The sequence below is a fragment of the Mesorhizobium sp. genome (genome assembly GCF_004962925.1).
GTDB lineage: Bacteria > Pseudomonadota > Alphaproteobacteria > Rhizobiales > Rhizobiaceae > Mesorhizobium.
Genome location: NZ_SUEO01000136.1, coordinates 16400 through 18218, shown reverse-complemented (window position 1 = coordinate 18218; position 1819 = coordinate 16400). Strand labels below are relative to the sequence as shown.

General features: G+C 62.5%; 2 protein-coding genes. Both read right to left on the bottom strand.

The genetic code is table 11. From position 1 onward, the window contains the following. Nucleotides 1-162 precede the first annotated feature (162 nt). Nucleotides 163-540 (bottom strand): fluoride efflux transporter CrcB, encoded by a 378-nt coding sequence (gene crcB / locus E5W87_RS23580; RefSeq protein WP_292402936.1) that lies wholly within the window; start codon nucleotides 538-540, stop codon nucleotides 163-165. A gap of 87 nt (nucleotides 541-627) precedes the next feature. Continuing rightward, a partial coding sequence (locus E5W87_RS23575; RefSeq protein ID WP_292402933.1) for a replication-associated recombination protein A occupies nucleotides 628-1819 on the bottom strand: 1192 nt, incomplete at its 5' end.

The following is a 1819-nucleotide window of genomic DNA, read 5'->3' as shown; positions in this document are numbered from 1 at the left end:
CTCCACCGTGATCTGTTCTACGCCTGCCATTGTCTCGTTTTACCCGTTTCTAGCGCATGACCTGAAATCGATTTTCGGAAAGGGTCGCGCGCAAAATCAAAATGCTACAGCGTCCTTGCGCGTCCTAAGGGACGCGCGGTGCTGTAAGCGGGGGCAATAGCATTAAGGCAGGCTTCTTGCGAGCCAAAGACCCAGAAACAGGGCAATGATCGCGCCAACCAAGCTGGCAAGGGCATATCCGAATGCCGGCAGCGTCGCGCCACGCTCCCACAGCGTCGCGAAATCGAGCGAAAAAGCGGAGAAAGTGGTGAAGCCGCCGAGGATGCCGGTGGCAACGAACAGCCGAAGCTCGTTCGATCCGCCGTAGCGCCGCGCCAGGGTCGTGATGAACAGACCCATGGCAAAGGAGCCGACAATGTTGATCGCCATCGTGCCCCAGGGAAAACTCGGGCCGATAAGACGCAGCGCAACGAAATTGGCGACGTGGCGCAGCCCCGCACCAATAGCGCCGCCCGCGGCAACGAGGAGGAGATTGATCATCGCCGTCTACTGCCCTTACAGAGCGGGCTCGGTCAATCCCTGCTGCTCAGCGTGTGGCGCCGTCTCGAGTGGAAAAACTGTGCGAGGCTACTTTTCCCGCTCGCTGCGCAGCTTCGCCCAATAGTCGAGCCGTTTCCTGATATCACGCTCGAAACCGCGTTCCGGTGGATCATAGAATGTGTGACGGCCCATCTTTTCCGGAAAATAATCCTGTCCGGAAAAAGCGTCCGGCTCGTCGTGGTCATAACGGTAGCCTGCGCCGTAATCCTCTTCTTTCATCAGCTTGGTCGGCGCGTTGAGGATGTGTTTGGGCGGCAGCAGCGAGCCGAACTCCTTCGCCGCCTGCGTGGCGGCCTTAAAGGCGGTGTAGACGGCGTTGGATTTGGGCGCGCTGGCGAGATAGACGGTGGCCTCGGCGAAGGCGAGTTCGCCCTCTGGCGAGCCCAGATAGTCATAGGCATCCTTGGCGGCATTGGCGATGACCAGCGCCTGCGGGTCGGCCAGCCCGATATCCTCCATCGCCATGCGCACCAGCCGACGGCCTAGATAGAGCGGATCCTCGCCGGCGTCGAACATGCGGGCGAGATAATAGAGGGCGGCGTCCGGGTCGGAGCCGCGCACCGATTTGTGCAGCGCCGAGATCAGATTGTAGTGGCCGTCCTGGCCCTTGTCGTAGATCGGCGCGCGGCGCTGGACGATGCGCTGCAGGCCTTCGGCGCCGAACACCTCGCCTGATTTGGCGGCGCGCCAAACCTCTTCGGCCAGCGTCAGCGCCGCGCGGCCATCGCCATCGCTCATGCGGATGAGCATCGCCCTCGCCTCGTCGTCGAGCGGCAGCCCCCTGCCCTCGGTCTCCTCGGCCCGCTCCAGCAGTTTCGCGATACTGTCCTCATTGAGCGAATGGAAGACCAGCACGCGGGCGCGGGACAACAGCGCGGCGTTCAGCTCGAAGGACGGGTTTTCCGTGGTGGCGCCGACCAGCACGACGGTGCCGTCTTCCATCACAGGCAGAAAACTGTCCTGCTGGGCGCGGTTGAAGCGATGGATCTCGTCGACGAAGAGCAGTGTCTGACGGCCGTTGGTGCGGCGCAGCTTCGCCGTCTCGAACACTTTTTTCAAATCGGCGACACCAGAAAACACCGCCGATATCTGTTCGAATGCAAGGCTGGTTTCGCCGGCAAGCAGACGCGCGACCGTGGTCTTGCCCGTCCCCGGCGGCCCCCAGAAGATCATCGAGCCGAGCGAGCCCGAGCCGATCAGCCGCGTCAGTGCGCCGTCG